The sequence below is a fragment of the Bradyrhizobium sp. AUGA SZCCT0169 genome (assembly GCF_018130085.1).
GTDB lineage: Bacteria > Pseudomonadota > Alphaproteobacteria > Rhizobiales > Xanthobacteraceae > Bradyrhizobium.
The window spans coordinates 121286-146576 of the sequence record NZ_JAFCMC010000005.1 but is presented as its reverse complement, the minus strand read 5'-3'; the positions used below and the strand labels follow the sequence as shown (position 1 = coordinate 146576).

The window sequence follows — 25291 nt, the reverse complement described above, 5'->3', positions numbered from 1 at the left end:
TACGGCGCGACAGCCTTTGCGCTTCGCACCCTGGCTGGCTTGCCCAGCCGTAGCGCGAAGCGCGAAGGCTGGTAGGCGGCGACGGATTCGAACCGCCGACCCTCTCGGTGTAAACGAGATGCTCTAACCAGCTGAGCTAGCCGCCCTCAGGCCCCGTGTTTAGCCCTGCCCGCCCCTTTGGCGCAAGGTCGGATCCAGTCAATCCATTGGGCGCGCCGGCAATCCCTTGAGGTCGTGGATCCACGGCGCCGTGGAACGGCACCAGATTTGCCGCGCCGGCTTTAATTGATCGCGCTGGCGAATGCTGCCCCAGCGGATGCCCCAATCATCTGGCCCGCCGTCGCCGCTGGTGAACAGCGGGGAACCACATTCGGCACAGAAATGCTGAAACCGGGTTCGGCCATTGTCGCCGGTCTTGGCGTAGATTTTCGGCGTCCCGCTGGTCAAGCGGACCTGGTCGGCGGAACCGATCACCGTCACCCGGTACGGCGAGCCCGTCAGGGTCTGGCAATCGGTGCAGTGACAGATCGACACTTTTCCAGGATCGATGTCGGCCTGATACCCCACGCGCCCGCAATGGCATTGCCCGTCGATTTTCATGACAGTTCAACGCCGCTTGCCGGGCCGGGTTCACGGTGAATCACAAACGGCACAAACAAAAACGGCGCCCGAAGGCGCCGTTCTGTCATCTTGCAAATCGTTCGATCAGTGAGCGGTCAGGCCACCGGCTTCGTCCGTGGCGTCGGATTTGACCGGCACCTTGGTGTCCTCTTCCCAGACGATCGCCACCGGAGGGCGCACCAGCGCCTTGGCGACGACGTCATCAAGCCGGGCGACCGGGATGATGTCCATGCCGCCCTTGATCGCATCGGAAATCTCCGTGAGATCCTTGGCGTTGTCCTCGGGGATGAACACCGTCTTGATGCCGCCACGGGCGGCCGCGAGCAGCTTCTCCTTCAGGCCGCCGATCGGCAGCACCCGCCCTCGCAGCGTGATCTCGCCGGTCATGGCGACATCGTGCCGGACCGGAATGCCGGTCATGACCGAGATGATGGCGGTTGCCATCGCGACACCCGCCGACGGTCCGTCCTTCGGGGTTGCGCCCTCGGGAACGTGGACGTGGATGTCACGCCGGTCGAACAGCGGCGGCTCAATGCCGTAGTTGATCGACCGCGAGCGGACATAGGACGCCGCCGCCGAGATCGACTCCTTCATGACGTCGCGCAGGTTGCCCGTCACCGTCATCTTGCCCTTGCCGGGCATCATGACGCCTTCGATGGTGAGCAGCTCGCCACCGACATCGGTCCAGGCCAGGCCCGTTACGATGCCGACCTGCGGCTCGCTCTCGATCTCGCCGTAGCGGTACTTCGGCACACCGAGGAATTCCTCGAGGGACTTCTCGGTGACCTTGACCGACTTCTTCTTGGAGATCATCAGCTCCTTCACCGCCTTGCGGGCGAGTGTGGAGAGCTCACGCTCCAGGTTACGCACGCCCGCCTCGCGGGTGTAGCGGCGAATCATCAACAGCAGCGCATCGTCGTCGATCGACCATTCCTTGGAATCGAGGCCATGCTTGGAGATGGCGTTCGGGATCAGATGCTTGCGCGCGATCTCGACCTTTTCGTTCTCGGTATAGCCGGCGATCCGGATGATCTCCATACGGTCCATCAGCGGCCCTGGAATATTCAGCGTATTCGCGGTCGTGATGAACATGACGTTCGACAGATCGTAGTCGACCTCCAGATAATGGTCGGCGAACGTGCCGTTCTGTTCGGGGTCCAGCACCTCAAGCAGCGCCGACGACGGATCGCCGCGGAAATCGGCGCCCATCTTGTCGATTTCGTCGAGCAGGAACAGCGGATTCGAGGACTTCGCCTTCCGCATCGACTGAATGATCTTGCCGGGCATCGAGCCGATATAGGTGCGGCGATGACCGCGGATCTCGGCCTCGTCGCGCACGCCGCCAAGCGACACGCGCACGAACTCGCGGCCCGTGGCCTTCGCGATCGACTTGCCGAGCGAGGTCTTGCCGACGCCGGGAGGTCCGACCAGACACAGGATCGGTCCAGTCAGCTTGTTGGCGCGCGACTGCACCGCCAGATACTCGACGATCCGGTCCTTGACCTTCTCAAGCCCGTAATGGTCGCTGTCCAGGACCGCCTGCGCGGCGACCAGGTCCTTCTTGACCTTGGACTTCTTGTTCCACGGGATCGACAGCAGCCAGTCGAGATAGTTGCGCACGACGGTGGCTTCCGCGGACATCGGCGACATCTGGCGCAGCTTCTTCAATTCGTGCTGCGCCTTCTCCCGCGCTTCCTTGGAGAGCTTGGTCTTGGCAATCTTCTCTTCCAGATCGGCGAGCTCGTCGCGACCTTCGTCGTCGCCGAGTTCCTTCTGGATCGCCTTCATCTGCTCGTTCAGGTAATACTCGCGCTGGGTCTTCTCCATCTGGCGCTTGACGCGCGAGCGGATGCGCTTCTCGACCTGCAGCACCGAGATCTCGCTCTCCATCAGCCCCAGCACCTTCTCCAGGCGCTGCGTGACGGACAACGTCTCCAGGATGCCCTGGCGATCGGCGATCTTGACGGCGAGATGCTGGGCGACCTGATCGCTCAGCTTGGCGAAATCAGTGATTGCCTGAACCACGCCGACGACTTCGGCGGAGATCTTCTTGTTCAGCTTCACATAGCTTTCGAAGTCGGACACGACCGAACGCGCGAGCGCCTCGGCCTCGACGGAGGTCGCATCGGTATCGGCGAGCGCAACGGCGGTGGCTTCGTAATATTCGCTGCGGTCGGAATATTTCTGGACGCGTGCGCGCTCCAAGCCCTCGACCAGCACCTTCACGGTGCCGTCGGGCAATTTGAGCAGCTGCAGGACGCTGGCGAGCGTGCCGACTTCGTAGATCGAATCCGGGCTCGGATCATCGTCGGACGCGTTCTTCTGCGTCGCGAGCAGGATCAACGCATCGTTCTTCATCACCTCTTCGAGCGCGCGGATCGACTTCTCGCGGCCGACGAACAGAGGCACGATCATGTGCGGGAATACGACGATGTCGCGGAGCGGCAGCACCGGATAAGAGTGGCTTTCGCCGTGAACGATAGATGGCCGGGGTTTGGCTGAAGTCATAGCCTAATTCCTTTTGTTGTGCCCCCTTGCACGCAGTCCGCTCTTTGTGCGCAACCGCCACAAGGTGCCGGGAGGTTCCGGGGCTGCAAGCCACCTTCGCAGCCTGTTTTTCCGGATCGTTTGGCGACGAATCTCAGGCATGAGCTTCGCCACCGAGAGCATTAGGTGGCTATCGGGTACGGGGGTGTCAAGTCACGAAAAATGCCCGTCAAATGGGGCTAAACGCGAAGGATTGCTGCGCAACAACTACGCCGCTCTGGCCGCCGGAATGTCCCGGCAGCCGTCCTGTTTGGGACAGAAATCCATCCCCGACCAGGGCCTATCAGGCGCTGGCGCTGCTCTCGACGGCGCGGTCGGAACGGTCCGCGTAGATGTAGAGCGGACGGGCAGTTCCCTCGACCACTTCGCGCGAGATCACCACCTCTTCGACGCCTTCCAGACCCGGAAGATCGAACATGGTCTCGAGCAGGATGCTTTCGAGGATCGAACGCAAGCCCCGCGCGCCGGTCTTGCGCTCGATCGCCTTGCGGGCGACCGCGCCAAGCGCCTCGTCGGCGAAGGTGAGTTCGATATTCTCCATTTCGAACAGCCGCTGGTACTGCTTGACCAGCGCGTTCTTCGGATCGGTCAGGATCTTCTTCAGCGAAGCCTCGTCCAGATCTTCCAGCGTCGCGACGACCGGCAAGCGGCCGACGAATTCCGGGATCAGGCCGTACTTCAAGAGATCTTCCGGCTCGACATGGCGGAAGATTTCGCCGGTGCGGCGGTCTTCCGGCGCCAGGACCTGCGCTGCGAAACCGATCGAGGTCGAACGGCCGCGTGCGGAGATGATCTTCTCGAGCCCAGAGAAGGCGCCGCCGCAGATGAACAGGATGTTCGTGGTGTCGACCTGCAGGAACTCCTGCTGCGGATGTTTGCGGCCGCCCTGCGGAGGCACGGAGGCAACGGTGCCTTCCATGATCTTCAACAGCGCCTGCTGCACGCCCTCGCCCGAAACATCGCGGGTGATCGACGGATTGTCGGACTTGCGGCTGATCTTGTCGATTTCGTCGATATAGACGATGCCGCGCTGCGCGCGCTCGACGTTGTAGTCGGCCGACTGCAGCAGCTTCAGGATGATGTTCTCGACGTCCTCACCGACATAGCCGGCTTCGGTCAGCGTGGTCGCATCCGCCATCGTGAACGGCACGTCGAGAATCCGCGCCAGCGTCTGGGCCAGCAGCGTCTTGCCCGAACCGGTCGGACCGATCAGCAGGATGTTCGACTTCGCGAGTTCAACGTCGTTGTGCTTGGTCTGGTGATTGAGCCGCTTGTAGTGATTGTGGACGGCGACCGAGAGCACCTTCTTGGCGTGGCTCTGGCCGATCACGTAGTCGTCCAGCACCTTGCAGATTTCCTTCGGCGTCGGAATGCCGTCGCGCGACTTCACCAGCGAGGACTTGTTCTCCTCACGGATGATGTCCATGCAGAGCTCAACGCATTCGTCGCAGATGAATACGGTGGGTCCCGCGATCAGTTTGCGGACCTCATGCTGGCTCTTGCCACAGAACGAGCAATACAGCGTGTTCTTGGAGTCGCTCGTGCCGACCTTACTCATTCTATTCTCCGTCCGCCGTTCGATCCCGTCACTCGATCGACCCATTCCGGTACCAAGCCGGACCTGAAAGTAGATAGAGCAAATTCCGTACCAAAAAAGACCTTAACTCAATACGCGCCGTTCGAATCACGGTTTACTCGAATCCCCGAGATCCTACCCGATCCCTCACAGCCAACCATGCTGACACCCGACTATCAAGAATTCGCTAACCGGGCACGGAGCGGACACCGTGACAATACCGTGATTTTCGGCCTTCGCACGTGGAGAAGTTGCCGAAATCACCCAAGCGTTGCGCGATTACCACGCTGCCAAACCAGCACGAAAGCGGAACTTCCTGCCTACGTTCGGGCATAGACAGCCCCTTAAGAGCGTAATTTGCCGATTGGGCCCACCTGTCAAGGTCAACGCGTGGGTACCTCCACCCGTTACCTTACGGGGTCTTGGTCATCGCCGGCTCTTCCGGACGCTTATCCATCACCTTGTCGACAATACCGAAGTCCTTGGCCATGTCGGCGGTCAGGAACTTGTCGCGCTCCAGCGCATCCTCGATCGCCTTGTAGGTCTGGCCGGTGTGCTTCACGTAGATTTCGTTGAGCCGCTTCTTGAGATTCAGGATCTCCTGCGCGTGCAGCATGATGTCGGTGGCCTGGCCCTGGAAGCCGCCTGAGGGTTGGTGCACCATGATGCGCGAATTCGGCAGCGAGAAGCGCATGTCCTTGTGGCCGGCCGCCAGCAGCAGCGAGCCCATCGAGGCCGCTTGCCCGGTGCACAGCGTCGTCACCGGCGGACGGATAAACTGCATGGTGTCGTAGATCGCGAGGCCCGATGTCACCACGCCGCCGGGCGAGTTGATGTACATCGAGATTTCCTTCTTCGGATTCTCGGCTTCAAGGAACAACAGCTGCGCGACCGTCAGCGTCGCCATGCCATCCTCGACCGGACCGGTCAGGAAGATGATGCGCTCCTTCAGCAGGCGCGAGAAAATGTCGTAAGCGCGTTCACCGCGGTTGGTCTGCTCGACCACCATCGGAACAAGGTTCATGTAGGTTTCAACGGGATCGCGCATGTATCACCTAAAGGGTTGGCGGGGGCGAACATCCAGCGGCAACCAGACTTGATTTGCCAGAAGTGGACGAACGTCCCGTGATGCAGGACTTCACAGACAGAACTCAGATATGAGCCAATTCCCCGGCGACAAGGCCGGACAATGGCGGGCTGAGCTAGACGAGTTCAAACTGATTCGCAGCCGAACTCATAGCGACGGATGCCGGAGCCCCGCCGCTTTCGCCGTTCATCATTAACATCAGGTGCCGGGATTAAGCGGCAGTTTTCTCAGCGTCCTCATCCTTGAACAGGTCTTCACGCGAAACCTTCTTTTCGGTCACGTTGGCGAGCTCGAGGATGAAATCGACCACCTTGTCTTCATAAATCGGCGCACGAAGCTGGGCCAGCGCATTGGCATTGTTGCGATAGTAGTCCCAGACTTCCTTCTCGCGGCCCGGCATCGAACGTGCCCGCTCGATCACGGCCCGGCTGACTTCGTCGTCGGTGACGGTGATCTTGTTCTTCTCGCCGATCTCCGAAAGCACGAGGCCGAGGCGGACCCGGCGGTCGGCGATCTTCTGGTACTCTTCCTTGGCGGCGTCCTCGGTGGTGTTCTCGTCGGCAAAGGTCTTGCCGCTCGATTCCATCTCGGCCTTGATCGAGTTCCACATTAGATTGAACTCTTCAGCGATCAGCGACGGCGGCGCTTCGAATTTGTGGCTCTCGTCGAGACGGTCGAGCAGCGCGCGCTTGACGCGCTGGCGCGTCGCACCGGCAAACTCAGCGACCAGGCGCTCGCGCGCGGCTTCCTTCAGCTTGTCGAGCGATTCCAGACCGAGCGTCTTGGCGAACTCGTCATCGACGGTGGTCTCGCCCGGGGCTTCAATGGCGGTGGCGGTGGTTTCGAACTCGGCGGGCTGGCCGGCGAGCTTTTCGCTAGCGTAGTTCTTCGGGAAGGAAACCTTCAGGTTACGGGTCTCGCCCGCGCCGATTCCGATCAACTGCTCTTCAAAGCCCGGAATGAACTGGCCGGTGCCGATCACGACCTGGATGCCCTCGCCGGTACCACCCTCGAACGGCGTACCGTCGATACGGCCGGTGAAGTTGATGGTGACGCGATCGCCGTTCTCGGCCTTCGCGCCTTCGCTCTTGGCGTTATAGGGGCGGCTCTGGTCGGCGATGCGCTTGATGGCGTCGTCGACATCGCTGTCGGACACGTCGACGACCGGCTTCTCGACGGTAAAGCTCTTGAAGTCGGCAAGCTGGATCGTCGGCACCACCTCGATCGCCACCGTGTAGGTGAGATCGGTCTTGCCGGCGAGGAGTTCCTCGACCTCTTTTTCCTCGGTCGGCATCGTGATCTTCGGTTCGGTCGCAAGGCGGAAGCCGCGATCGGTGAAGATCTGCGTGTTGGTGTCGCGGATGGTCTGGTCGATGGTCTCGGCCATGACAGAGCGGCCATAGACCTTCTTCAGGTGGCTCACCGGCACCTTGCCGGGACGGAAGCCGTTGAGCTTCACCTTGTCCTTGAGATCAATCAGCTTGGCGCCGGCCTTGGCATCGAGATCCGATGCGGGGACGCTGATCTTGAACTCGTGCTTCAATCCCTCGACGAGGGTTTCGGTGACCTGCATGGCGTCAATCTTCTTCCGTTTCGGCAGGGCGCGTGGCCCCGACATTGTCAATTGGGTCGACGCGGGGCCCTTAAAGCCTGCGCCGGTGGTTCGGCTGACCCAACTCCCCAACCGGGGAAACAGGCCCTCCAGTATTCATCATGCAAACGCTTGAATAGAGCGCTTGGTGCGGGCGGAGGGACTCGAACCCCCACAACTTTCGTCACTGGAACCTAAATCCAGCGCGTCTACCAGTTCCGCCACGCCCGCGTAAAAAGCATCCAGTCCGGCCGCGATGCCGCGAGCGGCGGGCTTATAACATGCGCCCACCGGTCCGCAGCAAAAAAATGGCGCTTTTTGAACGCCGCCCGAGGCAAGGCGTCACAGCTGGACAGGACCTTCAGAAAATGGTCCGCATCGGTCTCATGGCAAGCCCCAAATCCCTGCTGCACCGACGCGAGCTGATGGCCGGACTGGGCGCTGCCGCCCTGCTCCCGATATGGCCCGCCATTGGCTCTGCTCAAGGCCGCGCAGCGCTGGCGCTGCAAGCCAAAGGCGATGTTGTTGCGCTTCGGCCAGGGGCGCCGGCGACGCCGGTTTGGTCGCTTGGATCGCCGGAGGTCAGGTTCAAGCGCGGCGACACCGTTGAAGTCACACTCGCCAATGAGCTGCCGCAGCCCGTTGCCCTCAATTGGCGAGGGCTCGACGGCGCCGCGAGCGCCGAATCGCTGACGGCCCGCGCGCCGCTCGCGGCCGGGATGAGGGAAACTCTACAACTGCCGCTGCGACATGCCGGAACGCAGCTGTGTGATCTGACCCTTCTCGGCGACGGCCAGGCACGGCCATCCCGGGCTCGCGCAGTGGTGGTCCGGGAAAGCGAGACTGTCGCCGTCGATCGCGACGAGGTGTTTCTGATCGAGGACTGGCGGCTGCGCCCGGACGGAACCGCCATCGCGCCCGGAATCGATCCCAAGGACGCCGCAACGGTTTTGACGGCCAACGGCCGGCTTTCGCTCGATATTACAGCGCGAACCAATGAACGGATCAGGATTCGCTTCATCAGTGGCTGCCAGCGGTCTGTTATCGCGGCTAAAATCGAGAATCTCGACGTCCGCGTCATGGCCATCGACGGCCAGCCCTCCGAGCCGTTCCAGGCCCGAAACGGCGCGCTTGTGCTGCCCCCCGGCGGCCGCGTCGATGTCTTTATCGATGTGACGGCGCCCGCCGGGACCACCGCAACGATTCTGGTCCATGACGGCAAGGAGGCCCGCCCCATCGGCAGACTGATCGTGTCGGGCGAACCACCGGTCCGCGCCGCCCCGCTTCCCCCGGCGCCGCCGTTACCTTCCAACGGCTTGCCGGAGCGACTCGACCTCAAGGGTGCCACCCGGGCCGAACTGGCGCTTGGCGGGCCGCAAGGCGACTGGGTGCCGCCGGCGAACTTCGCGGCGACTGCCGCGCCCGCCTTCCGTACCAAGGCGGGACGTACCGTTGTGCTGGCCCTGAACAACCGCGGCGCCATCCCGACGGTGTTCCACCTTCACGGCCATCACTTCCGGCTGCTCGACCGGCTCGACGACGGCTGGAAACCGTTCTGGCTGGATACGCTGGCCATCGAACCCGGCCAGACCCAGCGCATCGCCTTTGCCGCCGAATATGCCGGACGCTGGCTGATCGAATCCGTCGCGACCGATTGGGCGGCCCCCCGCCTGGTGCGATGGTACAGTGTGGAATGAGGAGGTCAGCATGAGCTCATCCGTACCCGCCATTCGCAGCGTCACCGCCCGCGGCCTGGTGGTGCCGATCGCGCGGCCCGTGAAGACCGCTTTCTCGACAATCGATGCCGCACCGATGGTGCTGATCGATGTCGCGACCGATCAGGGCGTTACCGGACGCGCCTACATCTTTGCCTACGCCAAACTGACAGTGAAGCCGCTGGTGCACCTGATTGAGGAGATCGGGCGCGAACTCGTCGGCAAGCCGGTCGCGCCGTTTGACCTGATGAAGGCGATGGACGCAAAATTCCGCCTGCTCGGCTGGCAGGGCCTCGTCGGCATGGCGGTGTCCGGCCTCGACATGGCCTATTGGGACGCGCTCGGCCAGATGGCTAGTCGTCCATTGGCCGAGTTGCTCGGTGGCGCGCCGCGGCCGATCAAGGCCTATGACAGCTATGGCGTGGTCGATCCCATTGCCGACGAGAAGGCGCTGCGCCGCTCGCTGGAGCAGGGGTTTCGCGGCATCAAGATCAAGGGCGGCGATGGCGACGCCGCCAATGACGAGCGGGTGGTCAAGGGCGTGCGCGCCCTGCTCGGCCCGGACATCGCATTGATGATCGACTTCAACCAGTCGCTCGATCCTGCGGAAGCCGGCCGGCGCATCGCCCGCCTCGCCCCTTATGACCTGCACTGGATCGAAGAGCCGGTGCCACAGGAAAATCTGTTGGGCCATGCCAAGGTGCGCCAGACGTCGCCGACGCCGATCCAGGCCGGCGAGAACTGGTGGTTCCCGCGCGGCTTTGCCGAGGCGATCGCGGCCGGCGCCAGCGACTTCATCATGCCCGACCTGATGAAATGCGGCGGCGTCACCGGCTGGCTGCAAGTCGCAGCGCAAGCCGAAGCCGCCAACATTCCGGTGTCGAGCCATCTGTTCGCCGAAGCCAGCGCCCACATGCTGGCGGTGACGCCATCAGCGCACTGGCTCGAATTCCTCGATTTCGCCCGCGTCATTCTCGCCCACCCCGCCGAGATCATCGACGGCACGGTCACCGCGCGAGGTCCCGGCCTTGGCCTGGAATGGAACGAGGCGGCGGTGGCGAAATATCTCGTGACGTAGGATGGGTAGAGCGTAGCGAAACCCATCATCGCTGCCATTTCGGCTAGCCAGGTGTCCTACCTTTGGCACGGGCGACAACGCCGAGCGCATGCGCGATATAGCCTGCATCCTCGGTCTTGAATGCTTCCTCCATGAATACGGCAATCGCCTCATCGGACAGCAGATCCTCAGCCGGATCATAAGCCGTTAGATTCTCGCCCATCTCATTCACTCCATGCCCTGGCAAGATGCTTCGCCGTAACCGCAGGATGGGTGGAGCGAAGCGATACCCATCAATGCCTGCAACCGCGAAGACGATGGGTATCGCTTCGCTCCACCCATCCTACCAACTAATACTCAATCCCGAACTCGTCGTAGAGCCGCCGGAACACCGCGGGCAGCACCTCGGTCAAATCTTCCGCGATCAGGCCTGGCCCCGCCTCGCGGGCGCCCTCGCCGTGCATCCAGACGCCGATGCAGGCGGCCTCGAAGGCCGGCACGCCTTGCGCCAACAGCCCTGCGATGATTCCCGCCAGCACGTCGCCGGCGCCGGCGGTGGCGAGCCAGGGCGGCGCGTTGGCGGCGATGCTGGCGCGCCCGTCGGGCGAGGCGACCACCGTGTCCGGCCCCTTCAGCAGCACCACGGCGCCAGAGCGCAAGGCGGCGTCGCGCACCCGTTCGAGTTTGGAGCGGCCCGGATGCTTGTTGCTGATGTCGCTGAACAGCCGCGGAAACTCGCCCTCGTGCGGGGTCAGCACGACCTGCGGATCGCTGGACGCCTTGATCGATTCAAACAGCCGCTCCGGTTCTTGCGCAAAACTCGTCAGCGCGTCGGCATCGAGCACGAGGTGACGTTTCGCCGACAAGGCGGTGTGGACCAGATCGCGCGTGCGCGCGCTGATGCCGGCGCCCGGACCGATCACGCAGGCATTGAGCCGCTTGTCGTTCAGCATGTCGGCGAATTCGACCGCGCTATCGACCGCGCGGATCATCACCGCGGTCAGCGCCGCGGCATTGACCGCGAGCGCCTCGCGCGGCGAGGCCAGCGTCACCAATCCGGCGCCGGCCCGAAGCGCGGCGCGTGCCGCCAGCCGCGCCGCACCCGTCGATGCCATGTCGCCGGAGACGACGACGGCGTGGCCGCGCGCATATTTGTGGCCATCGATACGCGGCACCGGAAAGCGTCCCTGCCACGCCTGCGGGACGTTTTCCGTTGTCTGCGGCTGGATTTCGCCCAGCACATGCGCATCGATGCCGATGTCGGCGACGCTGACACGGCCGCAATGCATCCGTCCCGGCAGCAACAGATGCGCCGGCTTCTTGCGGAAGAACGTCACGGTCTCGACGGCGTTGATCGCAACATCCATGACGGCGCCGGTGGTGCCGTTGATGCCGCTCGGCAGATCGACGGCGAGGACCGGCGCGCCGTTGGCGTTGATCGCCTCGATCATCTCAAGCGGATCGCCCTTCACGGGACGGTTGAGACCGGCGCCGAGCAGCGCGTCGATGATCAGCGCCGGCTTGCCGATCGCCTGGGGATTGAACGGCAGCACCGGATATTTCCAACCCTTCGCCGCGAGTGCCGCGTCGCCCGTCAGACTGTCCCGCTCGCAGAGCAGGATCACCGAAACCTCGCGGCCGCGCGCGGCAAGTTCGGCCGCAGCGACAAACCCGTCGCCGCCATTGTTGCCGCGGCCGGCAACCACCACGATCGCGCCCTCCTCGACCAGTTCCATCGCGGCTTCGGCAACGGCCTGGCCCGCGCTCATCATCAGCGCAAAGCCGGGCGTGCCGGCGGCAATGGTCATTCGGTCGGCGCGCTCCATCTCAGTGGTGGTCAGTACTTCCATGCCGAATCCTCGATCTATCAGCCTTTTCCAGAGGCATTTCCGATGCCGCCCGCAGCCAATTCTTCCACCTGCTGCATACCAATTGATCGGTTTGCCTATTTGATAGGCTTGGGTATCATGCAGCGTCCGGATCGACCTCTGCCGATTGCCTGTTAAAAGTCTGATAACATTCCAAAATCAGGCCCGTTAACAACTTGGCATAGACCCTGCTTTTGGGGAAGCCGGTAAGGAAGCCGGTTCAGGACCGTCGTCGTTCGCAGCAATTGCGAGCGTTTCGGGCCCTGATCAGGGATCGACGACCAGACGGCGCCACGCGCGATATCGAAACTATCTGCTCTGCAATTTGTAATGCCCGGGAGGCGCTCAGTGAAAAAAATCGAAGCCATCATCAAGCCGTTCAAGCTCGACGAGGTGAAAGAGGCGCTTCAGGAGGTCGGACTGCAGGGCATTACCGTGACCGAGGCCAAGGGTTTCGGCCGGCAAAAGGGCCACGCCGAACTGTATCGCGGTGCGGAATACATCGTGGACTTCCTGCCCAAGGTCAAAATCGAGATCGTGATATCAGACGAACTGGTCGAGAAAGCAATCGACGCGATCCGGCGCGCCGCCCAGACCGGCCGCATCGGCGACGGCAAAATCTTCGTCTCCAACATCGAAGAAGCGATCCGGATCAGAACCGGAGAATCCGGGCTGGACGCTATCTAAGCCGGGTGCTATCCCGCATTTTGCGACTGAAAAACAAGAAAAGGGCTGCTTCGGCGGCCTGATTTCGTTTGCGATATCTCTCCACATCGTTAGCGAAAATGTCGTTGTCGCAGAGTCCTGGAAACCAAAAGGGGTATTCATGAAGACCGCCAAAGACGTCCTGAAATCGATCAAGGACAACGACGTAAAATACGTCGACCTGCGCTTCACCGACCCGCGCGGCAAGTGGCAGCACGTGACTTTCGACATCGGCATGATCGACGAGGAAATCTTTGCCGAAGGCACCATGTTCGACGGCTCGTCGATTGCCGGCTGGAAGGCGATCAACGAATCCGACATGTGCCTGATGCCCGATCCGGTCACCGCGACGATCGATCCGTTCTTCGCCGAAACCACCATGGTCATCACCTGCGACGTGCTCGAGCCGACCACCGGCGAGCCCTACAACCGCGACCCGCGCGGCATGGCCAAGAAGGCCGAGGCGATGGTCAAGTCGATGGGCATCGGCGACACCGTGTTCGTCGGACCGGAAGCCGAGTTCTTCGTATTCGACGACGTGCGCTTCTCCTCTACCCCCTACAACACCGGCTTCAAGCTCGACTCCTCGGAGTTTCCGACCAATTCGGACACCGAATATGAAGGCGGCAATCTCGGACACCGCATCCGCACCAAGGGCGGCTACTTCCCGGTCCCGCCGCAGGACTCGGTCCAGGACATGCGCTCGGAAATGCTCGGCGCGATGGCCAAGATGGGCGTCAAGGTCGAGAAGCATCACCATGAAGTCGCTTCCGCCCAGCACGAGCTCGGCATGAAGTTCGACACGCTGACGCTGATGGCCGACCACATGCAGATCTACAAATACTGCATCCATCAGGTCGCGCACATCTACGGCAAGACCGCCACCTTCATGCCGAAGCCGATCTATGGCGACAACGGCTCGGGCATGCATGTCCACCAGTCGATCTGGAAGGACGGCAAGCCGGTGTTCGCCGGCAACAAATATGCTGACCTCTCCGAGACCTGCCTCCACTACATCGGCGGCATCATCAAGCACGCCAAGGCGATCAACGCCTTCACCAACCCGTCGACCAACTCCTACAAGCGTCTGGTCCCCGGTTATGAAGCGCCCGTGCTGCTCGCCTACTCCGCGCGCAACCGTTCGGCGTCCTGCCGTATCCCCTACACCGCCAACCCGAAGGCCAAGCGCGTCGAGGTGCGTTTCCCCGACCCGATGGCCAATCCGTATCTCGGCTTCGCCGCGATGCTGATGGCCGGCCTCGACGGCATCAAGAACAAGATCGATCCGGGTCCGGCGATGGACAAGGACCTCTACGACCTGCCCAAGGAAGAGCTGAAGCAGATCCCGACGGTGTGCGGCTCGCTCCGCGAGGCGCTGGAAAACCTCGACAAGGACCGCGCGTTCCTCAAGAACGGCGGCGTGTTCGACGACGACTTCATCGACAGCTACATCGAGCTGAAGATGACCGAAGTCGAGCGCTTCGAGATGACCCCGCATCCGGTCGAATTCGACATGTACTATTCGCTGTGATTTTTCGCGGCGTTCGCGCCGCTGATGTCACGGTTCACAAATGCGAAAGGCGCTCCGAACGGGGCGCCTTTTGTTTTTGAACACATCTGAACACCGGTGCTCGGAACGCAGGATCATCCCTCTCGCGTTACGGCGGTGAGATTCATCGTCAGCAACACGCCGGGCTTGGGCAGTTCCTTCACCGCAATGACCGTCCGCGCCGGTCTGTGATCTCCCATCATCTCGACATAGGCCGCGTTCATCGCCTCGAAGTCGGACATGTGCTGCAGGAAGATATTGATGTGCAGCACATGATTGAGATCGGACCCCACGGCTTCAAGCATGACCGCGAATGATTTCAGGATTTGCCGTGTCTGCGCGCCGACATCAGCGCCAGCCAATTGTCCCGTCGCCGGATCGAAGCCGGCCGTCCCCCCAATCGAGATGTGTTGGCCGACCTTGGCGATATGATTGTAAGGGCCGATCGGCTTCGGCGTGTTCGGCGGCGTGAGTGTCTCTACGCGAGACTTCATGTGGCGGCCTGTTCAAGTCCAGAGAAGTTGAGGCTGCCAAAGAATAACCTATCCCTCCTTCGGCGGATACTTGCGCAGGAAACGCTCGAGCTCCGGCTGCACGGAATAAGGCGTCGGTATCGGATCGCCGGCCGGATCGACCGCAATATCAAGACAACGGCGCAACGTTCGCGCCAGCTCCGCGCGCCGATAAGGCTTGGTCAAAAGCGGAATCCCGTGGCCTGCGCGGTTTTTCAGCGGCAGCGCGCCGTCGCTATAGCCGGAGGTGAAGAGCACCCGCAGCGACGGCCGGCGGGCCATCAGCGTTTCGGCCAGTTGCCTGCCGTTCATACTGCCGGGCATCACGACGTCGGTGAACAATAAATCAAACGCGGCGCCCCGATTGACGATGGCGAGGGCCTCGTCGGCATTCGAGGCCACGATCACCTTGTAGCCGAGGCTCTCGAGCTGCATCGTCACGTAGTCGCGGATCTTGCGGTCGTCCTCGACGCACAGGAGCGTTTCGCTGCCGCCCTGCACCGGCGAATCCTCGTCGTGTGTCGACGGTTGAAGCGCGCTGGTGTCGGCTTTGGGCAGATAGATCGTGAACGTCGTGCCGCTTCCCTCCTCGCTGCGAACGTCGACGCTTCCGCCCGACTGCTTGGCGAAGCCAAACACCATGCTGAGTCCGAGCCCTGTTCCCTGGCCAACCTCCTTGGTGGAAAAGAACGGTTCAAATATCCTGTCGAGAATGGGCTGCGGAATCCCGGTGCCGGTGTCGCTCACTTCGACCACGACATAATCGCCGGCGCGTTCGACGCCGCGGGCCACCGCCTCGGGCACGCCCAAAGTGATGTTGCCGGTCGCAATGGTCAGCTTTCCGCCATCTGCCATGGCGTCCCGGGCATTGATGGCGAGATTGACGACCGCGGAGGAGAGTTGGCTACGATCGACGAATGCCGGCCACGCCTCGTCGCTCAAGGCGGCCTCGATTTCGATATCCTTGCCGACGGTCGGCGCGAGCAATCGAACGGCCTCGCGAACAAGATCATTGACGTCGATCTCGGCCGGCTGCAACGGCTGCTTGCGCGCGAACGCCAGCAGGCTGGCGGTGAGGTTTGCGCCGCGGTCGGCGGCGTCGCTGATCAGTTTGGTGATCGAAGCCAGGTGCGGAACGTCCTTGACGCCATCGGCCAGGATTTCGATCGTGCCTGTGATCACCGTGAGCATGTTGTTGAAGTCATGGGCAATTCCGCCGGTCAATTGCCCGACCGTATCCATCTTTTGCGCCTGAATCAGCCGCTCCTCGGCGATGCGCCGCTGGGTGATGTCCCGGACAAAGGCGTTGATGATGTAACCGTCGCCGCGGCGCAGCGCCGTGAGCGACACTTCGACAAAAAATTCGTGACCGTCCCGGTGCAGCGCCGGCGCCTCATAGCGCATGCCCATGGCGCCACCGGCGGTTTCACGCAGGAATTTGGCGATCCGCTGCCGGTGCGCCGCGCGAAGGTGTTCGGGAAACACCAGCTCGACCAGCTTCACACCAACCGTTTCCGCCCGCGTCCACCCGGTTAAGGCTTCGGCCTGCGGACTCCATTCGAGAACGAAGCCGTTTTCGTCGGTCTGGACGAAGGCGTCGAGCGCGGTGCTCACGATGGTCTGCGCCATCTGTTCGCTGTCGACCAGGGCCTGCAGGGCGCGCTTTTGTTCGGTGACGTCGCGGAGCACGGTCACCGCCCCGCAAAGCCTGCCGCGTTCGTCGCGCAACGGCCGGGCGTTGGCGACGATGTGGGCTTTCGCGCAGGATCCTTCGGACTGCACCATGAGTTCGAAATCATCGACATGTTCGCCGCGCAGCGCCCGCGCCAGCGGCGAATCCGGGATCGGCAGCGGTGTGGTACCGTCGACAAGGAAACAGGCGAATTTTCTGACCCCCGTCAGGCTGTCGAAGCCGCGGTCCAGACCCAGCAGGTGGCGGGCTGCGCCGTTGGCAACGACGACCACCGCGTTCTCGTCGGCCACGACAACGCAATCGCGGATGCTTTCGACCGTGTTTTCCAGCAGGTTTGGCCTGGCGCCGAGCTGGTCCGACAATTCGGCGAAAGCCGCCGATAGCGGGGCCATCTCCCGGCTACCTTCGGCAGGCATCGCAACGGGCTTGCCGCGCGACAGCCCCTCGACCGCCCGGGTCATTCGGGTCAGCTGTCGGGACAGCGAGCCCGCGATGGCGGCCCCAAGCACCAGCGCGAGCAAAATCGCGATCGCCCCGACGACCAGCGTCGCGCGGCCGAAACCATCACCGAACAAAGCAAGTGCGCAAACGGTGCCCACGACCAGGAACACCATCGCGAACGCAAGGCGGCTCCTCAAAGTCATGACGACCAACTGCCCAATAAAATCGCTAAGAAAACCGCCAGAGAAACCGCCCAGGAAATGATGACGACAATGGTGTGCGTATGAATGCGGGTCCGGCACCTTGCGCCGGTTGTTCGGCGCCCTCAGCTACCCCAATGCATAGCCGAGTTCTGGGCCGCGCTCCCGCGTTTTCGGTTCCGTAGAATTACGGACAGCACCCCGGAGAAATGGATATTTCGAATCAAATTATACCCCGAATATCCTGGAGTAACGCGCCTTGATCTCCTCGCTTTGCGCTTGCACGGTGGCGGGATCGGCCTTGAGCAATTTCAGATTCGCCAGCGGGATGTGCTCGCCCTTCCCCCTCACCTGCTCATGAGCGGTGTGCGAACATTTCGACCAGCAGCTAGCTCGCCCGCTGATGCGCTTTGAGCGCCTCGCCGAACGCCTCAAACAGCGCACGGTTGATCGGATTGCGCTGCGGGTCGTACTCCGCATGCCATTGCACGCCGAGCGCAAAGCTCGGTGCATCGGCAATGCGAATTGCCTCGATGGTGCCGTCTTCCGCCACGCCCTCGATGACGACGCGCTCGCCGGGATCGAGAATGCCTTGCCCATGCAGCGAGTTCACGCGAATGGTTTCGCAGCCAAGCAGCTTCGCAAAGGCGCCATCAGGCGTCAGATGGACGTCATGCCGGTCGGCAAAGATCACCAACGGATCGGGGTGGATCTCGCCGTTCTCCAGCCGCGGCATGCGATGATTCATGCGGCCGGGGATGTCGCGAATCTCCGGGTGCAGCGAGCCGCCAAAGGCGACGTTCATTTCCTGCAAGCCGCGGCAGATGCCGAAGATCGGCACGCCGCGGGCGACGCAGGCTTCCGCCAGCGCAAGGGCGACGTCGTCGCGGTGAATATCGTAGGGCTCGTGCCTCTCATGCGGCTCGGTCTTGAAGCGGGTCGGATGGACGTTGGCGCGGGCGCCTGTCAGCACCACTCCGTCGACGGCTTCGAGCAAGGCGCCGATATCGGTAATCTCGGGCGATCCAGCAAACATCAGCGGCAGTGCGCCCGACACGTCGGCTACAGCGCGGAGATTGCGCTCTCCGACCATCTGGGTTGTGAAACGATTTTCGATGCGATGGGCGTTCCCGATCACACCGACCACGGGCCGTCTCATCGCCAAATTTCTGCTTTCATCGTCCTGCGCAAGGATCTTCCAGGTTGAGCCATGATTTTGGCCGATCATGCCTGCGAGATCGTGCCGGATCAACATGATATGCTGCCTACTCCTGCTTTACAGCTCCGCGCGAAGCCCAGGCCGTGCCGGCAAGCCCGGCGTCAGAACAGGCGCAAAGGCACGCGTTTTGGCTCGTGGAGCGGCCTGACGCGCGGCAAAGACAGCTACTTCCGCGTAAAGGCTTCCCTGACTTCGACAGCCTCGACGCCGGGCAGCCCGGCCGCCCGGAGCGCAGTCGCGGCGGAATTGTCGGCCCCGTTCAGCCACGGCAGTTTCGCCTGAATGGTACGGGTCACCGGCTCGCCCAGCACGCCGCCGAAATCGAGCGGCCAAAATCCGTTCGGCACCGCCTCGGCCGATATCCCGCGGAGGCGATATCCCTTCCCCAGTGCCCTTTCCGCTTCGTCAGGCTGCACATTGCGTGCGGTCCCGGGATTGGCCGGGTCGGCAAACGTCACGAGTACCGGGATCAGCGCGCCCGTTACCGGCACGACGCCGGTCTGGCGGTTCATTTCGTTGAACGACACGCGCTTGCCGTCGCCGGCGGCCGCCGTATAGGCGCGCAGGGCTACGTAATTGATGCCGTCGAGTTCGAGTTTCTTGTCGATATGCGCCAGCAGCGCGACCAGATTTTTGCCGCCGCCGAGGTCGACGTAGACGGCATCACCCACGGTGCGGGTTGGGCCGATGCCGCTGTAGCCGCGATACGGGTGGACCGCCAAAACTCCGCTCGCCGATTTGCGTCCATCGGGGGTCTCGACTTCAATGGTCAAGCGATATTTGTGGCCGGGTCGGTTGATTCTGATCTGGTCGCCGATATAGATCGCCGCCAGCAGCGCAACCGGCCCCAACCATTTGAAATTCATCTCATCCTCGCCGAAGCGCCCGTCGCTGGAGCTTTTCCGCTCCGATGGAATCGGAACGGAGCTCCACATTCTTGATTTGACGCGTTTTCTTGACGCGAACCGGCGTCCACTTCGCTGGAAAACGCTTTAGTTAGCCTGCACCGCTTGGCACACCGGGCATGGCAGCGTCAAACCGGCGCGTACCTCGCCGCTTGATCCCGGGCGCATTTTCGCGAAAGACTGGCGCAGGAATATTCTGGGGGAAGGAATCAACGTGACAGGTCCGGCTGACGGTCGTCTTTTGGCCCGCAACGATCTGGCGTGGGCGATCTCGGTCGGAGGCATCGGTGTCGTGCTGTTCACGGCACTTTTGCTGTTCACCTGGTATTTCGCCGCGACGCTGTTCCTGATCTTTGCCGGCGTGCTGCTCGGCGTCGCCCTCACCGCGATGGCCGGTATGCTCGGCCGCGTGGTCAAACTCCCGCATTCGCTGCGGCTCACTGTCGTCTGCCTGGTGCTGGCCGGCATCCTGTCGGGAATTCTTTTCCTCGGCGGCGCCACCATCGCCCAACAGACCAAGGTGTTGAGCGACACGATCAAGTCGCAGCTGGTCGACCTCAAAGCCTTCCTGGACAGGAATGGGGTCGATACCAGCTTTTTCGACTTCGGCAGCCTCAATGCGGCTTCGGATGCGTCTGCGCCTGCGGCGCCAACAACGCCGCATAGCCTTCCCAGCGCCAGCACCATCGCGTCCAGCGGCGGCGCCATTTTCAGCCAGAGCCTGAAGCTGATCCTGGGCACCGTGAGCGCGGTCGGAAACTTCTTTATCGTGCTGTTTCTGGGCCTCGCCTTTGCCGTGCAACCGAGCGTTTACCGCAACGGGCTGTTGTTCATGGCGCCGGCCAGGCACCGCGCCCGCGCCACCATCATTATCGACCGCATCGGCTGGACGCTGGAGCGCTGGCTGATCGCGCAGATCATCACCATGGCAGCGGTGTTCTTTGTCACCTGGATCGGGCTTGCCATCATCGGCATCCCCAGCTCGTTCATTCTGGGCATCCAGGCCGGCCTGCTCGCCTTCATTCCGACCGTCGGCGCGATCCTCGGCGGGCTGATCGTGGTGCTGGCGAGCCTCGCCTCCGGATGGGTCGCGGCGCTCAGCGCATTCATCCTGTTCCTCGGCGTGCACGCGCTGGAAAGCTACGTGCTGACGCCGATCATCCAGCGTCAGGCGCTGGACATTCCGCCCGCCACGCTGTTCGCGTTCCAGATCCTGCTCGGCGTCGTGTTCGGCATCTGGGGGCTGGCGCTGGCGCTCCCCCTGATGGCGATCGCCAAGGTCATGATCGACCATTTCAAGGCCGAAAAGCCGATCGCGTAAGCCGCTTCAGCCCGCCGACGTCAGCACCGTCTCGGTGTGCTCGACCTCGGGCGGCGCCGCAAAGTACTGCCCGACCAGGCCGCGCCATGCCGTAAAATCTTCCGAGCCGCGGAAATCGACGGTGTGATTTTCCAGCGTTTCCCATTGCGCCATCAGGCGATAGCGCTGCGGCTTCTCGATCGATTTGTGCAGTTCAAACCCCTTGCCGCCCTTGGCGCGCAGGAACAGCGGACGCGCCTTGGCCACGGCGGCTTCAAAATCCCTCTCGGTGCCGGGCTTGACGTCGATCTGTGCGATTTCGGTGATCATGGTGGTTACAGCCTTCTGCTGGGAATAGCCGTGTCTAGCTGAAGGCGCCAAAAAGAAAAAGGCGCCTCGCGGCGCCCGGCATCAGCATCCTGAAAAGTCGGCCTCAGTTGAACAGCAACACTGCGCCCACAACCATCATCGCGCAACCGATCAACAGGATGGCAGGCCAGCGCGTTCTGCGCTGATCGTAACGGCCCTGCGCCCGGCGCTCGGTGATGAGCGCCGTCTCGAATTCTTCCGAGCTGGAGAACATGCAGGCGAAGCCGCAACGGGCGGAAACTGCGGCCGCTTCGAGCGACATCAGCGCAGCCTGGGGATTTCGCGAGCGTATCGATTCCATAAGTAAATAATATGGATGGAATGGTAAACGTGGGGTTACCGCCGCGCTTCTTCAGGTCGTGGCAGCCTGCGCACGGGCCGGCGCCGGAAGGCCCGCGGTCTTGCGCCGCCAGTGCTCCAGTGACAGCGGCAGCTCTTCCGCGGCCTCGACGCGATTGCGGCCGCTGCGCTTGGCCTGATAGAGCGCGGTGTCGGCCGCCGCCAGCAGCACCTCGAGCTCGGTGCCCGCCGGCCCACCGGCCACGCCGATGCTGACGGTGGTATCGACCGGCCCTTCCTCGCACACGATTCCGGACGCCTCGAACGCTTCACGCACGCGCTCGGCCACCAGCACGCCCTCTTCCAGCGCACACGGCAACAGCGCGGCGAACTCTTCACCGCCGATGCGGCCCGACAGATCGCTGATGCGCAGATTGCTCACCACGACTGTGGCAAACAGTTTGAGGATCTCATCGCCCGCCGGATGGCCGAAACGGTCGTTGATGCCCTTGAAATGGTCGATGTCGAAGATCATCACCGTCACCGGTCTGCCGGCCGTGGCCTCGCGTTCGATCACCCGCGCGCAGGCTTCGGCAAAGCCACGGCGGTTGAACATGCCGCTCAAGGGATCGATCGACGCTGCCGTCTTGTGCACGGTCACGGCACGATCCGACACCAGCATGAAGATCACGAACACAGTGCCGATCGCATAGAGCACGAGCTCGATCGAAAACGCCGTCACCCAGATGCTGCTGTAGAAGGTTTCGTCATGCGGACGCAGGAGGTCGCCGAGCAGGATCGGCAGCATCAGCACGCAGCCATGCATGACGGGCACCGCAATGGTCGGCCAGCGCTTCTGCATGCTGCGCCGCCGCTCGCTCCACAATTCCGAGGCCGTCAGCGCTGCATAGATCGCAACGATCAGCGCACCGGCGGTCAGGCGCATCGCCGGATCGAGCCACGGCAAGCCTACCGATACACCGACCCAGGCGATCGCGCCGAACACCAGCCCCGGCAGGTTGGGCGCGCGGCCGAGGAAGACGCGCGCGGCATTCCAGACCATGCCGCAGGCGATGAAGCCGACCGCGTTCAACGCCAGCGTCAGCGGTCCGCCAAGTGCGGCGCCGCCGACGGTCCAGATCGCGACCGAGGCCGCACCGAGCAGATAGGCCGTGCCCCACCACTTCAACGCCGGGACATTTTCCTGCTTGCCGAAGAAAATGAGCATGGCCCCGAGCATGCCCGCAACCATGGTCGCGAACAGATATAGCGTGGACGTATCGAACGACATGAGCCCCACCGTAAAAGTGTGATGCAATGCTGGGCGCGTATTTGGAAATGTGATGCTGCGCCCCCGCAGTCCTGGCACGCTAGGCCGCTCGGGTTCCAATTTCGTGTGTACGCGCACGAAAGTTTTCGTGAAAATCTGCGTTAATTCATCTCTAAACTGAATACAAAAAGGGCGCTGAAAAGCGCCCTTTTTCCTCGTTGATGAATGCAGCAATCGCTGCAAATTTTAGCGAAGCAATTAGCGCTTCGAGAACTGGAACGACTTGCGCGCCTTGGCGCGACCGTACTTCTTGCGCTCCACGGTGCGGGAGTCGCGGGTCAGGAAGCCGCCCTTCTTCAATACGCCGCGCAGATCCGGCTCGAAGCAGGTCAGCGCCTTGGAGATGCCGTGACGCACGGCACCCGCCTGGCCCGACAGACCGCCGCCGGCGACCGTGCAGATGACGTCGTACTGGCCGGCACGGGCAGCTGCGACCAGCGGCTGCTGGATCAACATACGCAGCACTGGACGCGCGAAATAGACTTCGACTTCGCGGGTGTTGACCACAATCTTGCCGGCGCCCGGCTTGATCCAGACGCGGGCGACCGCGTCCTTGCGCTTGCCGGTGGCGTAAGCGCGGCCGTATTTGTCGACCTTCTTGACGTATTTCGGGGCATCCGGCGTTGCCGGCTTCAGCTGCGACAACTGGTCGAGCGACTGCATGGTATCGGACATCTTATGCGGCCCTCATGTTCTTGCGGTTCATCGAAGCGATATCAACCGTCTCGGGCTGCTGGGCTTCATGCGGATGTTCGGCGCCGGGGTAAACGCGCAGATTGCCCATCTGCACGCGGCCGAGCGGACCGCGGGGGATCATGCGCTCGATGGCCTTCTCGACGACGCGCTCGGGGAAGCGACCCTCGAGGATCGACTTCGCGGTGCGTTCCTTGATGCCACCGATGAAGCCGGTGTGCTTGTAATAGACCTTCTGGTCGCGCTTGCGACCGGTCAGAACGACGTGCGCCGCATTGATGATGACGACGTGATCGCCGCAATCGACGTGGGGCGTGTAGGTGGGCAGATGTTTGCCGCGCAGACGCATGGCGACCAGGGTAGCGAGCCGTCCGACCACCAGACCTTTGGCGTCGATCAGCACCCACTTCTTCGTCACCTCGGCGGGCTTAGCCGAAAAGGTTTTCATGTGAGGAAATCCGTGAAAGGGGACCGCGGCGCAGGCTGCGCCGAACTGCGCGGTTTCTAGAGAACCGGGCGCTGCGCGTCAATGCCGATTGGCGACAATTACAACAGCGAAAACAATGGCTTGTAAATATGGTATTATAATACCGTACAAAAGGCTATTTGTTTGGAATGGAATAGGTCGACGTCACGTGCGCGATCGGATCGGGTGACGTGCCTGACAGCAGGTTGACCTCCCCCACCGCCAGCCGCTTGCCGAGCTTCAACAGCCGCGCTGCAGCCAGCACGTCCTGTCCAGGCTGGCCCTTGCGCAGGAAATTGATGTTGAGATTGGTGGTCACGGCAAGCCCAACCGGTCCGATCGCCGACAGCAGCACCACATACATTGCGAAATCGGCCATCGCCATCAGCGTCGGGCCCGACACCGTACCGCCCGGGCGCAGCATGTTCTCGTTATAGCGCTGGCGCAGCAGGCAGGTTTCGCCATCGGCGCTTTCGATGGTGATATCGCCACCCTTGAACGCCTGCGGGAATTCGTCGTGGAGGAACTTCTCCAGTTCAGCCACGCTCATTTTCGCTGCCGCCATGCTGACCCCTGCCCTCGCTTCAGACCGCCTGTTACATTAAGTTGTCATCAAAGCCCAAACAAAACCCAAGAAAACCACTTAGTGGAAATTTTGAGATGTCGCCCCAGACCGCCCGCGCGCCCGCCCCTCAATCGCCGATCCTGCTGCGCGAGCAGGTCGGCAGCGTCGCTGTGCTTACCCTGAACCGATCAGCGGCGCGCAACAGCCTGTCGGAGGCCCTGATCGCCGAACTGCATGCGGCGCTGAAAGACATTCACGACGACAAGAATGTACGCGCGCTCGTCATCGCCGCCAACGGCCCGGCCTTCTCGGCCGGTCACGACATGAAGGAACTGACCGCGCGCCGCAGCGATGCCGATCGCGGCCGCGCCTATTTCGCAGAGATCATGAACGCCTGCAGCGCGATGATGCAGGCGATCGTGCAGTTGCCGAAGCCCGTGGTCGCCGCCGTTCAGGGCGTTGCCACCGCCGCCGGTTGCCAGCTGGTGGCAAGCTGCGATCTGGCGGTCGCCTCCGAGGCCGCGAGTTTTGCCACGCCCGGCGTCGATATCGGTCTGTTCTGTTCGACGCCGATGGTGGCGCTGTCGCGCAACGTGCCGCGCAAGCAGGCGATGGAAATGCTGCTCACCGGCGAGCCGGTGGACGCCGCGACGGCGCAGCGCCTCGGCCTAGTGAACCGCGTCGTTCCATCAGGCACCGAACGCGACGCGGCGATTGCGCTAGCGCAGAAGGTCGCGCTCAAATCCGCCTACACCGTCAAGCTCGGCAAGGAAGCGTTTTACCGGCAGGTCGAAATGAGCCTCGCCGACGCCTATCGCTATGCCGCAGAGGTGATGACCGAAAACATGATGGCGCGCGACGCCGAGGAAGGCATCGGCGCCTTCATCGAGAAACGCGAGCCGAAATGGCAGGATAAGTAAAAATTGTATCTCCTCGTCCTGAGGAGCGGCGTCTTCGCCGCGTCTCGAAGGATGAGGCCCGCACTGTGGCCTCACGGTTCGAG

At 62.4% G+C, this 25291-nt stretch carries 22 protein-coding genes, 2 tRNA genes and 1 pseudogene; 6 read left to right on the top strand and 19 right to left on the bottom strand.

Going from position 1 to position 25291, the window contains the following annotated elements; translation table 11 throughout:
- Nucleotides 1-69: 69 nt before the first annotated feature.
- The 7 genes from JQ609_RS08125 to JQ609_RS08095 form a co-directional block, all read right to left on the bottom strand.
- Nucleotides 70-146, bottom strand: a tRNA-Val gene (locus tag JQ609_RS08125).
- A 52-nt stretch (nucleotides 147-198) separates the two neighbouring features.
- A complete protein-coding gene (locus tag JQ609_RS08120; protein ID WP_212272940.1) occupies nucleotides 199-600 on the bottom strand; it encodes a GFA family protein in 402 nt (133 codons plus the stop codon).
- Between the two features lie 105 nt (nucleotides 601-705).
- Nucleotides 706-3129 (bottom strand): endopeptidase La, encoded by a 2424-nt coding sequence (gene lon, locus JQ609_RS08115; protein WP_212208120.1) that lies wholly within the window; start codon nucleotides 3127-3129, stop codon nucleotides 706-708.
- Between the two features lie 322 nt (nucleotides 3130-3451).
- The gene (clpX, locus tag JQ609_RS08110; protein ID WP_027537232.1) at nucleotides 3452-4726 is read right to left on the bottom strand and encodes an ATP-dependent Clp protease ATP-binding subunit ClpX; all 1275 of its coding nucleotides are present in this window, start codon (nucleotides 4724-4726) and stop codon (nucleotides 3452-3454) included.
- A gap of 430 nt (nucleotides 4727-5156) precedes the next feature.
- A complete protein-coding gene (locus tag JQ609_RS08105; protein WP_212001188.1) occupies nucleotides 5157-5792 on the bottom strand; it encodes an ATP-dependent Clp protease proteolytic subunit in 636 nt (211 codons plus the stop codon).
- 250 nt (nucleotides 5793-6042) lie between these two features.
- Entirely contained in the window at nucleotides 6043-7404 is a 1362-nt protein-coding gene (tig, locus tag JQ609_RS08100; protein ID WP_212272938.1) for a trigger factor, read from the bottom strand.
- A 164-nt stretch (nucleotides 7405-7568) separates the two neighbouring features.
- A tRNA-Leu gene (locus JQ609_RS08095) sits at nucleotides 7569-7653 on the bottom strand.
- A gap of 137 nt (nucleotides 7654-7790) precedes the next feature.
- Here JQ609_RS08095 and JQ609_RS08090 point away from each other — a divergent pair.
- On the top strand, nucleotides 7791-9119 hold the full coding sequence (locus JQ609_RS08090) for a multicopper oxidase family protein (protein ID WP_212272936.1): 1329 nt from the start codon (nucleotides 7791-7793) through the stop codon (nucleotides 9117-9119).
- 10 nt (nucleotides 9120-9129) lie between these two features.
- Nucleotides 9130-10215: an enolase C-terminal domain-like protein gene (locus JQ609_RS08085; RefSeq protein WP_212272934.1), complete on the top strand. Its 1086-nt coding sequence runs from the start codon at nucleotides 9130-9132 to the stop codon at nucleotides 10213-10215.
- A 52-nt stretch (nucleotides 10216-10267) separates the two neighbouring features.
- On the opposite strand, the pseudogene JQ609_RS08080 reads toward JQ609_RS08085, so the two are convergent.
- Both JQ609_RS08080 and JQ609_RS08075 read right to left on the bottom strand, forming a co-directional pair.
- A pseudogene (locus tag JQ609_RS08080) lies at nucleotides 10268-10417 on the bottom strand (transcriptional regulator); the annotation flags it as partial.
- A 127-nt stretch (nucleotides 10418-10544) separates the two neighbouring features.
- The gene (locus JQ609_RS08075) at nucleotides 10545-12044 is read right to left on the bottom strand and encodes an NAD(P)H-hydrate dehydratase (protein ID WP_212272932.1); all 1500 of its coding nucleotides are present in this window, start codon (nucleotides 12042-12044) and stop codon (nucleotides 10545-10547) included.
- A gap of 366 nt (nucleotides 12045-12410) precedes the next feature.
- On the opposite strand from JQ609_RS08075, the gene JQ609_RS08070 reads away from it, so the two are divergent.
- Both JQ609_RS08070 and glnA read left to right on the top strand, forming a co-directional pair.
- A complete protein-coding gene (locus JQ609_RS08070) occupies nucleotides 12411-12749 on the top strand; it encodes a P-II family nitrogen regulator (RefSeq protein ID WP_027537227.1) in 339 nt (112 codons plus the stop codon).
- Nucleotides 12750-12888: 139 nt separating this feature from the next.
- On the top strand, nucleotides 12889-14298 hold the full coding sequence (glnA, locus tag JQ609_RS08065) for a type I glutamate--ammonia ligase (RefSeq protein WP_212208125.1): 1410 nt from the start codon (nucleotides 12889-12891) through the stop codon (nucleotides 14296-14298).
- 113 nt (nucleotides 14299-14411) lie between these two features.
- Here glnA and JQ609_RS08060 read toward each other — a convergent pair whose 3' ends face one another.
- The 4 genes from JQ609_RS08060 to JQ609_RS08045 all read right to left on the bottom strand — a co-directional run bounded on the left by JQ609_RS08060 (nucleotide 14412) and on the right by JQ609_RS08045 (nucleotide 19247).
- Nucleotides 14412-14810 (bottom strand): RidA family protein, encoded by a 399-nt coding sequence (locus tag JQ609_RS08060; protein WP_212272930.1) that lies wholly within the window; start codon nucleotides 14808-14810, stop codon nucleotides 14412-14414.
- 48 nt (nucleotides 14811-14858) lie between these two features.
- Nucleotides 14859-17165, bottom strand: a complete 2307-nt coding sequence (locus JQ609_RS08055; protein WP_249127748.1) for a PAS domain-containing sensor histidine kinase — start codon at nucleotides 17163-17165, stop codon at nucleotides 14859-14861.
- Nucleotides 17166-17550: 385 nt separating this feature from the next.
- Nucleotides 17551-18321 (bottom strand): gamma-glutamyl-gamma-aminobutyrate hydrolase family protein, encoded by a 771-nt coding sequence (locus JQ609_RS08050; protein WP_212208127.1) that lies wholly within the window; start codon nucleotides 18319-18321, stop codon nucleotides 17551-17553.
- A gap of 224 nt (nucleotides 18322-18545) precedes the next feature.
- Nucleotides 18546-19247, bottom strand: coding sequence for a hypothetical protein (locus tag JQ609_RS08045; protein WP_212272928.1), 702 nt, complete (start codon nucleotides 19245-19247; stop codon nucleotides 18546-18548).
- A gap of 253 nt (nucleotides 19248-19500) precedes the next feature.
- Here JQ609_RS08045 and JQ609_RS08040 point away from each other — a divergent pair, with 253 nt between their 5' ends.
- The gene (locus tag JQ609_RS08040; protein WP_212272926.1) at nucleotides 19501-20607 is read left to right on the top strand and encodes an AI-2E family transporter; all 1107 of its coding nucleotides are present in this window, start codon (nucleotides 19501-19503) and stop codon (nucleotides 20605-20607) included.
- A 6-nt stretch (nucleotides 20608-20613) separates the two neighbouring features.
- Here the strand turns inward: JQ609_RS08040 and JQ609_RS08035 are convergent, their stop codons facing one another.
- The 6 genes from JQ609_RS08035 to JQ609_RS08010 all read right to left on the bottom strand — a co-directional run bounded on the left by JQ609_RS08035 (nucleotide 20614) and on the right by JQ609_RS08010 (nucleotide 24288).
- Nucleotides 20614-20916 (bottom strand): antibiotic biosynthesis monooxygenase, encoded by a 303-nt coding sequence (locus JQ609_RS08035; RefSeq protein ID WP_212272924.1) that lies wholly within the window; start codon nucleotides 20914-20916, stop codon nucleotides 20614-20616.
- Nucleotides 20917-21019: 103 nt separating this feature from the next.
- Nucleotides 21020-21256, bottom strand: coding sequence for a hypothetical protein (locus JQ609_RS08030; protein WP_212272922.1), 237 nt, complete (start codon nucleotides 21254-21256; stop codon nucleotides 21020-21022).
- A 51-nt stretch (nucleotides 21257-21307) separates the two neighbouring features.
- Complete coding sequence (locus JQ609_RS08025; protein WP_212208131.1) at nucleotides 21308-22525, bottom strand: GGDEF domain-containing protein; 1218 nt, start codon at nucleotides 22523-22525, stop codon at nucleotides 21308-21310.
- A gap of 237 nt (nucleotides 22526-22762) precedes the next feature.
- A complete protein-coding gene (gene rpsI, locus JQ609_RS08020; RefSeq protein ID WP_212272920.1) occupies nucleotides 22763-23239 on the bottom strand; it encodes a 30S ribosomal protein S9 in 477 nt (158 codons plus the stop codon).
- Nucleotide 23240: 1 nt separating this feature from the next.
- Complete coding sequence (rplM, locus tag JQ609_RS08015; RefSeq protein ID WP_212032288.1) at nucleotides 23241-23705, bottom strand: 50S ribosomal protein L13; 465 nt, start codon at nucleotides 23703-23705, stop codon at nucleotides 23241-23243.
- Between the two features lie 154 nt (nucleotides 23706-23859).
- Entirely contained in the window at nucleotides 23860-24288 is a 429-nt protein-coding gene (locus JQ609_RS08010) for a PaaI family thioesterase (protein WP_192733483.1), read from the bottom strand.
- 95 nt (nucleotides 24289-24383) lie between these two features.
- Here JQ609_RS08010 and JQ609_RS08005 point away from each other — a divergent pair, with 95 nt between their 5' ends.
- Nucleotides 24384-25208, top strand: coding sequence for an enoyl-CoA hydratase (locus tag JQ609_RS08005; RefSeq protein WP_212272918.1), 825 nt, complete (start codon nucleotides 24384-24386; stop codon nucleotides 25206-25208).
- The last annotated feature ends 83 nt before the right edge of the window (nucleotides 25209-25291 follow it).

Coding starts and splice junctions, on each gene's coding strand:
- lon (WP_212208120.1), bottom strand. CDS start 3,129: ATGACTTCAGCCAAACCCCGGCCATCTATCGTTCACGGCGAAAGCCAC.
- JQ609_RS08075 (WP_212272932.1), bottom strand. CDS start 12,044: ATGGAAGTACTGACCACCACTGAGATGGAGCGCGCCGACCGAATGACC.
- tig (WP_212272938.1), bottom strand. CDS start 7,404: ATGCAGGTCACCGAAACCCTCGTCGAGGGATTGAAGCACGAGTTCAAG.
- JQ609_RS08120 (WP_212272940.1), bottom strand. CDS start 600: ATGAAAATCGACGGGCAATGCCATTGCGGGCGCGTGGGGTATCAGGCC.
- JQ609_RS08085 (WP_212272934.1), top strand. CDS start 9,130: ATGAGCTCATCCGTACCCGCCATTCGCAGCGTCACCGCCCGCGGCCTG.
- JQ609_RS08030 (WP_212272922.1), bottom strand. CDS start 21,256: ATGGAATCGATACGCTCGCGAAATCCCCAGGCTGCGCTGATGTCGCTC.
- glnA (WP_212208125.1), top strand. CDS start 12,889: ATGAAGACCGCCAAAGACGTCCTGAAATCGATCAAGGACAACGACGTA.
- JQ609_RS08060 (WP_212272930.1), bottom strand. CDS start 14,810: ATGAAGTCTCGCGTAGAGACACTCACGCCGCCGAACACGCCGAAGCCG.
- rplM (WP_212032288.1), bottom strand. CDS start 23,705: ATGAAAACCTTTTCGGCTAAGCCCGCCGAGGTGACGAAGAAGTGGGTG.
- JQ609_RS08010 (WP_192733483.1), bottom strand. CDS start 24,288: ATGGCGGCAGCGAAAATGAGCGTGGCTGAACTGGAGAAGTTCCTCCAC.
- JQ609_RS08055 (WP_249127748.1), bottom strand. CDS start 17,165: ATGACTTTGAGGAGCCGCCTTGCGTTCGCGATGGTGTTCCTGGTCGTG.
- clpX (WP_027537232.1), bottom strand. CDS start 4,726: ATGAGTAAGGTCGGCACGAGCGACTCCAAGAACACGCTGTATTGCTCG.
- JQ609_RS08005 (WP_212272918.1), top strand. CDS start 24,384: ATGTCGCCCCAGACCGCCCGCGCGCCCGCCCCTCAATCGCCGATCCTG.
- JQ609_RS08050 (WP_212208127.1), bottom strand. CDS start 18,321: ATGAGACGGCCCGTGGTCGGTGTGATCGGGAACGCCCATCGCATCGAA.
- rpsI (WP_212272920.1), bottom strand. CDS start 23,239: ATGTCCGATACCATGCAGTCGCTCGACCAGTTGTCGCAGCTGAAGCCG.
- JQ609_RS08045 (WP_212272928.1), bottom strand. CDS start 19,247: ATGAATTTCAAATGGTTGGGGCCGGTTGCGCTGCTGGCGGCGATCTAT.
- JQ609_RS08035 (WP_212272924.1), bottom strand. CDS start 20,916: ATGATCACCGAAATCGCACAGATCGACGTCAAGCCCGGCACCGAGAGG.
- JQ609_RS08025 (WP_212208131.1), bottom strand. CDS start 22,525: ATGTCGTTCGATACGTCCACGCTATATCTGTTCGCGACCATGGTTGCG.
- JQ609_RS08090 (WP_212272936.1), top strand. CDS start 7,791: ATGGTCCGCATCGGTCTCATGGCAAGCCCCAAATCCCTGCTGCACCGA.
- JQ609_RS08105 (WP_212001188.1), bottom strand. CDS start 5,792: ATGCGCGATCCCGTTGAAACCTACATGAACCTTGTTCCGATGGTGGTC.